Consider the following 9,065-nt stretch of genomic DNA (forward strand, 5'->3'; position numbering starts at 1 on the left):
CTGGCCGTGCTGTCGATCCGGGCAGCCTTGAAGAAGGGGAACGGGGCCGATGCCTTGCCGAAGCCCGACACGGAAGCGGCAACCGCCGCTTCCGCCAGGGGAAGCGTGATGCGCGGCTTCGGGTTGATGCTGCTCAACCCGAAGGCCGGCGTCTTCTGGGTATCGCTGACCAGCGTGTTCCTGACACCGGAAACGCCGGCCTCCATCGGGGTGATCGCCGTCGCCGGCGCAGTGGCGATGTCGCTGGTGTGGCACACGACGCTGGCGATCGCCTTGTCGGCCTATGCGGTCACCGTGGCCTACCGCCGCCTCCGCCGGGGGCTGGAGGCGACGTTGGGCGTGGTGCTCGGGGGGCTGGGGTTGCGGTTGCTGGTTTCTAACTGACCGCCGTCATTCCGCCGGAGCCGGGTTTGGAGTCGAAGCCGGCGCCGCGACCGGCTGCGGCGGCTGGCGCTTGCGGGCGAACTTGCGCATCACGGTGTAGAAGACGGGCGTGAAGATCAGCCCGAAGAACGTGACGCCGAGCATGCCGGAGAACACCGCCGTCCCGAGCGACTGGCGCATCTCCGCGCCGGCGCCCTGCGCGATCATCAAGGGCACCACGCCCAGGATGAAGGCGAAGGAGGTCATCAGGATCGGCCGCAGGCGGGTGCGGGCGGCTTCCACCGCCGCGTCGAACCGGCTCATCCCTTCGTCCTCGGCCTGCTTGGCGAACTCGACGATCAGGATCGCGTTCTTGGCGGCCAGACCGACAAGGACGACGAAACCGACCTGAGCCAGGATATCGACCGACATGCCCCGGATCAGCAACCCGGTCACGGCGGCCAGCAGGCACATCGGGACGATCAGGATCACCGAGAACGGCAGCGTCCAGCTTTCGTACTGGGCCGCCAGCAGCAGGAAGACGAAGACGACCGACATGCCGAAGATGATCAGCGCGCTGTCGCCCGCCTGACGCTCCTGGAACGCCAGTTCCGTCCACTCGAAGCCAAAGCCATCGGGCAGCTTCTCCGCCGCGATGCGTTCCATGGCGTCCAGACCGAAGCCGGTCGAGTAGCCCGGCAAGGTGGCGCCCTGGATCTCCGTCGCGGGGTAAAGGTTGTAGCGGGTGACGCGGTACGGGCCGGTGGTGTCGCGGAGTTCCGCCACCGAGCCGATCGGCACCATCTCGCCGCGCTCGTTGCGGGTCTTCAGGTTGGCGATGTCCCTGGGGTCGTCGCGGAAGGTGCCGTCCGCCTGGGCGGTGACGCGGTAGGTTCTGCCCAGAAAGTTGAACTCGTTGACGAAGGTGGAACCCAGGTAGACCTCCAGCGTCTCGAACACCCGGTCCGCCGAAACGCCGAGCATCTGGGCACGCAGCCGGTCGATATCGGCGTAGATCTTGGGCGTGCTGGTGTTGAACAGGGAAAAGACGCTCGACAAGCCGGTGGTGCCGTTGCCGGCGGCGACGATCTCCTGGGTCGCCTCCTCCAGCGATTTCAGTCCGCGTCCGCGCTTGTCCTGGACGATCATCTTGAAGCCGCCGGAATTGCCGATGCCACGGACGGGCGGCGGCGAGATCGTGATGATGAAGGCTTCCTTGATGCTGCTCAGACGGCCGATCAGCTCTTGCTGGAGATGGTCGGCGGTCAGGCCATGCTTCAATCTTTCCTCGAACGGCGCCATGGCGGAGAAGATGGCGCCGCTGTTGGACGCATTGGTGAAGGTAGCGCCGTCGAAGCCCGCGAAGGGGACCGCGTGATCGATGCCCTCGGTTTCCAGGATGATCTTGGTCGCCTCGCGCACCACCGCATCCGTCCGCGACAGGGACGATCCGGGCGGAAGCTGGATCACCGTGATCAGGTAGCCCTGGTCCTGGTTGGGGATGAAGCCGGTCGGCGCGCGGTTGAACTGCCATCCCGTGCCGAGCAGCAGCAGGCCGTAGACCGACAGGACCACCAGCGGCAGCCGGACGAACCGCCGGGTCATGCCGCCGTAACCGGAGGCCAAGCCGTCGAACAGCCGGTTGAAGCCGTTGAAGAAGGCCTTGACCGGCCGCATCAGCAGGTTGGACTTCCTGTGCGGCACCTCATGGTCGTGCGGCTTGAACAGCAGGGCGCAGAGCGCCGGGCTGAGAGTCAGGGAAACGAAGCACGAAATCACCGTGGCAGCGGCGATGGTCACCGCGAACTGGCGGAAGAACTGGCCGGAGATGCCGGACACGAAGGCGGCCGGAATGAACACCGCCGTCAGCACCAAGGCGATGGCGATCAGCGCGCCGCCGACCTCGTCCATGGTGCGGTGAGAGGCCTCTCGTGGCGACATCCCCGCCCGCAGGTTGCGCTCGACGTTCTCGACCACGACGATGGCGTCGTCCACCACGATGCCGATCGCCAGCACGAGGCCGAACAGCGACAGCGTGTTGAGCGAGTAGCCCATCGCGGCAAGGACGGTGAAGGTGCCGATCAGCGATACCGGGATCGCCACGATCGGGACGATCGAGGCCCGCCATGTCTGGAGGAACAGGATCACGACGATCACGACCAGCGCCACCGCCTCGAAGATCGTCTTGATGACCTCGTTGACCGATTCGGCGATGAACTCGGTCGGATTGTAGACGATGTCGTATTGCAAGCCGGTCGGGAAGCTGGCGGACAGCTCCGTCATGGTGGCCATGATGCGTTCCGCCGTCGCCAGGGCGTTGGAGCCAGGCCGCTGGAAGATCAGCAGCGGCACGGCGGTCCGCTCGTCCAGATAGCCGTTGGTGCCGTAGTCCTGAGCCGCCAGTTCCACCCGGCCGATGTCGCGGACGCGGGTCACGCGGCCGTCGGGGTCCGTCCGCACGACGATGTTGCTGAACTGGCGCGGATCGATCAGGCGCCCTTGAGTTTCGATGTTGAGCTGGAACGCGCCCTGCACCGGCACGGGCGGCTGGTTGAGCACGCCGGACGCGACTTGGACGTTCTGCGAGCGGAGAGCGGCCACGACCTCGCCCGCCGTCATCCCCCGGCTGGCGATGCGGTCGGGGTCGAGCCAGATCCGCATGGCGTAGTCGCGCGCGCCGAAGACCTGGACGTCGCCGATGCCGTCGAGCCGGGCCAGCACGTCCTTGACCTGGAGCGTCGCGTAGTTGGAGATGTAGAGCTGGTCGCGCGACTGGTCGGGCGAGCTGAGATGGATCACCATCAGCATGTCGGGCGAGTTCTTCCGCACCGTCACGCCGAGCCGGCGGACTTCCTCCGGCAGGCGTGGTTCGGCCACCGCGACGCGGTTCTGGACCAGAACCTGTGCGGTATCCAGATCGGTGCCGAGCGCGAAGCTGATGGTCAGCGCCAGCCTGCCGTCGCCGGTCGATTGCGAGGACATGTAGAGCATGTTCTCGACGCCGTTGATCTCCTGCTCCAGCGGGGCGGCCAGGGTATTGGCGACGACCTCGGCGGAAGCGCCGGGGTAGTTGGCGTTGACGACGATGGTCGGCGGCGCGATTTCCGGATACTGCGCCACCGGCAAGGTGAAATAGGCGAAGCCGCCGATCAGGGTGATCAGGATCGAGAGCACCGTCGCGAAGATCGGCCGCTCGATGAACAGATGCGACAGCTTCATGGCGATGCTACCTGCTCCGCCTGGATCTCGCCGTCCTGCGGCGTGACCTTGGAACCGGGCCGGGCACGGACGATGCCGCTGATGATGACGCGGTCGGTGGGCTCCAGGCCGGAGCGGATGATCCGCAGGCCGTCCTCGATCGGGCCGGGACGTACGGGCTTGGGCACCACCGTACCGTCCTCGGCCACGGTCAGGACGATCTTGCTGGACTGGTCGCTGACGATGGCGCTGTCGGGAACCAGGGTCGCGGTATAGCGCTCGGATCCGGGCAGGCGCAGGCGGCCGAACTGGCCGGGAGTCAGCATCATCGTGGGGTTGTCGAAGACGGCGCGGACGCGGATCGTGCCGGCGCCGCGATCGACCTGATTGTCGACGAAGTCGATCCGGCCTTCCAGCGGCCAGTCGCGCTCGTCGAACAGGCGGGCCTGAACGCCCACCGCGCCGTCACGCTGCTGCGCCAGCAATCCTCGCGCGGTGGCGCGCTGGTAGGCTAGGAAGTCGCTCTCGCTCATGTCGAAGTTGAAGTAGATCGGGTCGAGCGAGACGATGGTCGTCAGCAGGGTGGGAGCGCCGCCGGTGCCGCCGGCGATCAGGTTGCCGATGCTGACTTCGCGCTGGCTGACCCGCCCGCTGACGGGAGCCGTGATGCGGGTGAACTCAAGGTCCAGTTCGGCGGTTTCGACGGCGGACTTGGACACTTCCACTCCGGCCGCCGCGACGCGTACTTCCTGGACGCGTTCGTCATAGGTGCTGGCCGAGAGCACGTCGCGCTGGCGCAGCGCTCCGGCGCGGGCGAGCTGCTGGTTGGCAAGGTCGAGACGTGCGTTGGACTGGGCGAGCTGCGCCTTGGCGGAGGCCAGGGCGGCCTCATAAGGGCGCGGATCGATCACGAAGAGCAGGGCGCCCTTCTGGACGATCTGGCCATCCTGGAAGTGGATCGATTGCAGGTAGCCGGGGACGCGTGCCCGGATCTCCACGTAATCGACCGCGCCGAACTGTCCGGTGAACTCGTCCCATTCGATCAGGTCGCGGCGCAGGGGGTGGCTTACGGTAACGGGGGGTGGCGGAGGCGCCGCTGTCTGCGCCTGGGCAGGTGTCGTGGTGCCGGGAAGTGAACCGTCGTACCAGAGCCAGACGCCGCCGCCGGCCGCCAGGGCCAGGACGGCTCCCACCAGCCAGACGGCGCCGGATCGGCGCCGGTGAAATGATCCTTCAGTCATGTCTGCTCCCTTGTCGGCGGGTCCCTGCGACTTGGCAAATGACTTGGCAAATACCAGTACGGGCTTCCGCCGGGTGACTTGTCGCTTGTCGCCGGTTTTCAGGAATCGGAATTATCGCCGGGTCCGGTGTTTCGGGATTGGCCGAAACCACCGGATACGGGGCGAGCGAAATAAAACGCGATACGCGAACTGCCCGGCAGTGCGCTTCATCACAGCCGATATTTCCAGCACGGTTTTGATTTCCACAAAACACGTACGGTTATTTGGACCGTAAGCACTGCGGTAGCCAATACTGTACCGGCTTTAAGTGACAGGTTTGTGACATCCGCACGCCCGTACGGCTGTATCAGGCCTTCCGAGAACGATATGAGGTGATGTCCTATAACTTTCGGCGTCATCCGCACCGGAATCGTGCATGGGGCGTTTTGTCTGATAACATGGCTGCAATGCGGCAACCCCCATACAAAAACAGGGCTGCATAAGAACAATCAGAGGGAGGAGACAAGATGCTACGCCGGCAATTCACATTATTCATGCCAGTGATGGCGGCCGTGCTGGCCGCCGGTACGATGCTCGGCAACCCGGCATCGGCTGAGGTCAAGAGCCTCGAGATCATAGCACCCGCAGCGCCCGGCGGCGGCTGGGACCAGCACGCGCGCTCGGTCCAGCAGGTGCTTCAGAACCAGAAGCTGGTGCCGAACGTCCAGGTGGTGAACATCCCCGGCGCGGGCGGCACGATCGGCCTTGCCCAGTTCGTCACCGCCAAGAAGCGGACGCCGACGCTGCTGGTCGGCGGCCAGATCATGGTCGGCGCGATCATCACCAACAAATCGGCCGTGACGCTGGATCAGGTGACGCCGCTGGCGCGGCTGACCGGCGAGTATTCCGGCATCGTCGTCCCGGCCGACAGCCCGCTGAAGTCGCTGAAGGACCTGCTGGACAAGTTCAAATCAGATCCGGGGTCGGTGTCCTGGGGCGGCGGTTCGGCGGGAGGCAGCGACCAGATACTGGCCGGGCTGATCGCCAAGGAAGCCGGAGTCGAGCCGTCCAAGGTCAACTACATCGCGACCGCCGGCGGCGGCGAGGTGCTGGCGGCCGTGCTGGGCGGCCATATCACGGCGGCGGTCAGCGGCTACAACGAATTCGCGCCGCAGATTCAGTCCGGCAAGCTGCGGGCGCTGGCGGTATCGTCGCCGGAACGTCTGGAAGGCGCCGACACGCCGACTCTTAAGGAGCAGGGCGTCAACCTTGAGTTCGTCAACTGGCGCGGCATCTTCGCTCCGGGCGGGATCAAGGATTCCGAGCGCAAGGAGTTGGACGGCCTGATGACCAAGGTGACGAGCAGCGCCGAGTGGAAGGAGCTGGCGAAACAGCGCGGCTGGATCGACCTGTACCTGCCGTCCGACCAGTTCGCGCAGTTCCTGAAGACCGAGCGCAGCCAGATCGAAGGCACGCTGACCGAACTTGGGCTCGTGAAGTAAAGAGGTTATCGCGTGCCGGACTGGAAGGTCCGGCACGCTACAAGCGTTTGCGAATAGCGGTCTTATACAGCGCGTTGGCAATATCCATTCACTTTTTCGTCATGCCCGGACTTGATTCGGGTATCTCCTGGCGGCAACTAACGTGAAGTATTCAACGCCATTTTCGTCATGCCAAGACTTGATCTTGGCATCTCCTAGCGGAGACTTGGCAGAATGCTGAAGGTTTGGGGTGAAGTCCCTATGAGCGACGATGCCGGGAGATATCAAGGTCAAGCCTTGGTATGACGAAAACCTTACGGTTTTCTTCGGCGCCCGTTACTCGCCTTTCTCCCGCTCCGGATGATGTCTCAAGCAGGGGGAGTGATGCAGACTCCGACGATTTGCGTTGACAAGATACATCCGATAGCGGATGTATTGCGCATCTGCATTGATTAACCGGAGGATACCGCAATGATCCGCATATGGCGCACCCTTGTGCGCTGGTGGCGGGAGGCCGGGACGGCCGCCACGCTGCATAACCTGCCCGACCACGTGAAGAAGGATATCGGCTTGATGGCCGACGACCCCATTCTTACGCTTGAACGCATCCGAGGTCGGAAGATTTAGGGCCTTGCATCTATTGCCGGAATCGGCGATAGATGCGGGCGTCACAAGAACGCCCACTACCCGGAACGAGGAGACGACCATGCGAGCTATTCACCGAAACACCAGCCAAACCGGGTTTACCGGCCACCGCTTTGTGTCGATGAACAAGCCGTCCGGCATGGTCCTCACAGTGAACTCGTTCCTCATATGGTCTCCTGGGTGTTGTGATGCCGATTTACCTGACGCTGAAACGCGGTCCTAAGCTCTATGTGGAATATGCCCGGTGGGCGCGGCCCGGTTCCTGGCTTGAGGTGCGGCGCGAGCGCGGCGAGCTGCTTTTCTGGTTCGGCCGCTGGCACGGCATCTACACTCCCAGGCGCTGGTCTCCTGATAAGCGGGGTATGCTGAATGGCGCCCGGCGTGCGACATGATGAGATCTTCACGCTGATGCATGTGCTGGAGGAGTTCCGCAAGCTCGACCCCGACCTGCCGATCCAGTACGCCCTGTCGTTCCTGACACTGGCGCAGAACGAAGGCATGTCGATGCGCGAGCTGGCGGAACGCCTTGGCATCGCCCAGTCCTCGGCATCGCGCAACGTGGCGGCGCTCAGCAAGTGGCACAGCTTCGGCAAACCGGGGCTGGACCTTGTGCAGGCGGAGGAAGACCCACGAGAGCGCCGGCGCAAGATCATCTCGCTGACGCCCAAGGGGCATGAACTGATCGCGACGCTCCGCGAAATGATGCAGCGCGAGCCCCGCCACGAGCCCCGGCGCGCGAAGACCGCCTGACCGCAGGCCAAGGTTGGGCTATGATGGGCTTCGGCATCGGGAAACCGGCGTCAGATCCCGCAGTACCGGTCCGGCCATGAACAACCTAGTCATCACACTGCCGAGCCTGTCCCTGCGCCGCGTCACCGTCGCGGTGTTGATGGCGGCTGTGTTGCTGCTACCGGGCGCCGTTCAGGCGGCGCCTGAAGCGGGTCTGCGCAGTTTCACGGCACCGCCCGGCAACGACGATAGCCGCCCCCGGCCGGACAAGGCGCCACGAGTAGCCGTCGAGCAGCGAGCCTTGCCGCCGCCCGGCGCGGAGGCACTGTCCGGTCCCGGCGGCGACACCAAGTACGCGCTGGCGTGCTCGGCGGCGGAGGCGGCCGCCATCGGTATGGCGGCGCCACGCCCGAATCGGAACGCCGGGTGCCCCAAGCCCTTCATCGTGATCGCCGAGCAGCCCTGATCCTTTGGCTACCCCTCACCTCGACCTAGCCCTCACTTCGACCTGGAAGTTCCCATGATGATCGATATGGACCACGTCAGCGGCCTGATCCGCGCCGCCGTGGAAGCTAAGATCCTGCCCCGGTTCCGCAATCTGGCGGCGGGCGAGATTGCCCAGAAGGGGCCGAACGATCCCGTCACGATAGCCGATATCGAGGCGGAAGAGATGCTGAGCCAGCTGCTCCTGGAGGCGTATCCGGAGACGCGGGTAATCGGTGAGGAGCTGGTCTCGCGCGAGCCGGCGACGCTGGACGCGCTGCTGGGCGACACGCCGGTCTGGGTGATCGATCCGGTGGACGGAACGATGAACTTCGCGGACGGCAACCCGGTGTTCGGGACGATCCTGGCCTATGTCGTCGGCGGGCAGACCAAGGCCGGCTGGATTCACGATCCGATCAACGACGTCACGGTCACGGCCCTGCTTGGCGGCGGCGCCTGGAGCGACGGCAGGCGGCTGGAAGTGGACAAGGCCACGCCGCTGAACCGTTCGTCCGGGTCGGCCTACTGGACATCGGAAGACTGGCTGGTGCCCGATCCGGGCATGGCGGCATCGGGGTTGTTCGGGGAGCTCCATAACCACCGCTGCTCGGCTGCGGACTACATCGATCTGGCGCTCGGCCGGCGGCAATTCGTCCTGTCGACGGGATCGAAGCCATGGGACCATGCGGCGGGCGTGCTGATCGCGCAGGAAGCCGGCGGGTTGGCCGGCTTCCTGGACGGCTCCGATTACAGCGTGACTGAGCTGGACGGCCGCGTCGTCGCGACGGCGACGGAAGAGGCGATGCGGGCTATTCGCGAGGTAGCCGGCCGGCCCTGATACCTACGGCCTCAAAGATCGGGCTATCGGAGATTGCAATGCTTCGTAGGTCAGTCTAGAGCGAAGCGGCAGCCGACATAGACGCGCCTGCTTGTCGGCTGCCGCTTC

Annotated in this window: 9 protein-coding genes; 7 read left to right on the forward strand and 2 right to left on the reverse strand. The window is 64.9% G+C overall.

What is annotated here, in order from left to right:
- Positions 1–384: LysE family transporter (locus AC5JJ6_RS29100; RefSeq protein ID WP_496045407.1), on the forward strand; the 384-nt coding region annotated here is incomplete at its 5' end.
- Between the two features lie 6 nt (positions 385–390).
- Here AC5JJ6_RS29100 and AC5JJ6_RS29105 read toward each other — a convergent pair.
- Both AC5JJ6_RS29105 and AC5JJ6_RS29110 read right to left on the reverse strand, forming a co-directional pair.
- Positions 391–3,582 carry an efflux RND transporter permease subunit gene (locus AC5JJ6_RS29105; protein WP_496045408.1) on the reverse strand — a complete coding sequence of 1,064 codons (3,192 nt, stop codon included), beginning with the start codon at positions 3,580–3,582 and terminating at the stop codon, positions 391–393.
- Positions 3,579–4,802: an efflux RND transporter periplasmic adaptor subunit gene (locus AC5JJ6_RS29110; RefSeq protein ID WP_496045409.1), complete on the reverse strand. Its 1,224-nt coding sequence runs from the start codon at positions 4,800–4,802 to the stop codon at positions 3,579–3,581. The genes AC5JJ6_RS29105 and AC5JJ6_RS29110 overlap by 4 nt, the downstream gene beginning before the upstream one ends.
- A gap of 533 nt (positions 4,803–5,335) precedes the next feature.
- Here AC5JJ6_RS29110 and AC5JJ6_RS29115 point away from each other — a divergent pair.
- The 6 genes from AC5JJ6_RS29115 (at position 5,336) to AC5JJ6_RS29140 (ending at position 8,957) form a co-directional block, all read left to right on the forward strand.
- Entirely contained in the window at positions 5,336–6,283 is a 948-nt protein-coding gene (locus AC5JJ6_RS29115) for a Bug family tripartite tricarboxylate transporter substrate binding protein (protein ID WP_496045410.1), read from the forward strand.
- 450 nt (positions 6,284–6,733) lie between these two features.
- Positions 6,734–6,889: a YjiS-like domain-containing protein gene (locus AC5JJ6_RS29120; protein WP_496045411.1), complete on the forward strand. Its 156-nt coding sequence runs from the start codon at positions 6,734–6,736 to the stop codon at positions 6,887–6,889.
- A gap of 206 nt (positions 6,890–7,095) precedes the next feature.
- The gene (locus AC5JJ6_RS29125; RefSeq protein ID WP_496045412.1) at positions 7,096–7,299 is read left to right on the forward strand and encodes a hypothetical protein; all 204 of its coding nucleotides are present in this window, start codon (positions 7,096–7,098) and stop codon (positions 7,297–7,299) included.
- Positions 7,289–7,657, forward strand: a complete 369-nt coding sequence (locus AC5JJ6_RS29130) for a MarR family winged helix-turn-helix transcriptional regulator (protein ID WP_496045413.1) — start codon at positions 7,289–7,291, stop codon at positions 7,655–7,657. Before AC5JJ6_RS29125 ends, AC5JJ6_RS29130 begins: the two co-directional genes overlap by 11 nt.
- Positions 7,658–7,733: 76 nt before the next feature.
- Positions 7,734–8,102, forward strand: a complete 369-nt coding sequence (locus AC5JJ6_RS29135) for a hypothetical protein (RefSeq protein ID WP_496045414.1) — start codon at positions 7,734–7,736, stop codon at positions 8,100–8,102.
- A 54-nt stretch (positions 8,103–8,156) separates the two neighbouring features.
- A complete protein-coding gene (locus tag AC5JJ6_RS29140; protein ID WP_496045415.1) occupies positions 8,157–8,957 on the forward strand; it encodes an inositol monophosphatase family protein in 801 nt (266 codons plus the stop codon).
- Positions 8,958–9,065 lie beyond the last annotated feature (108 nt).

Source organism: Skermanella sp. (assembly GCF_059503625.1).

Bases quoted from the DNA above. Each gene is read 5' to 3' on its own strand.
- AC5JJ6_RS29105 (WP_496045408.1), bottom strand. From the start codon at position 3,582: ATGAAGCTGTCGCATCTGTTCATCGAGCGGCCGATCTTCGCGACGGTG.
- AC5JJ6_RS29110 (WP_496045409.1), bottom strand. From the start codon at position 4,802: ATGACTGAAGGATCATTTCACCGGCGCCGATCCGGCGCCGTCTGGCTG.
- AC5JJ6_RS29125 (WP_496045412.1), top strand. From the start codon at position 7,096: ATGCCGATTTACCTGACGCTGAAACGCGGTCCTAAGCTCTATGTGGAA.
- AC5JJ6_RS29120 (WP_496045411.1), top strand. From the start codon at position 6,734: ATGATCCGCATATGGCGCACCCTTGTGCGCTGGTGGCGGGAGGCCGGG.
- AC5JJ6_RS29135 (WP_496045414.1), top strand. From the start codon at position 7,734: ATGAACAACCTAGTCATCACACTGCCGAGCCTGTCCCTGCGCCGCGTC.
- AC5JJ6_RS29115 (WP_496045410.1), top strand. From the start codon at position 5,336: ATGCCAGTGATGGCGGCCGTGCTGGCCGCCGGTACGATGCTCGGCAAC.
- AC5JJ6_RS29140 (WP_496045415.1), top strand. From the start codon at position 8,157: ATGATGATCGATATGGACCACGTCAGCGGCCTGATCCGCGCCGCCGTG.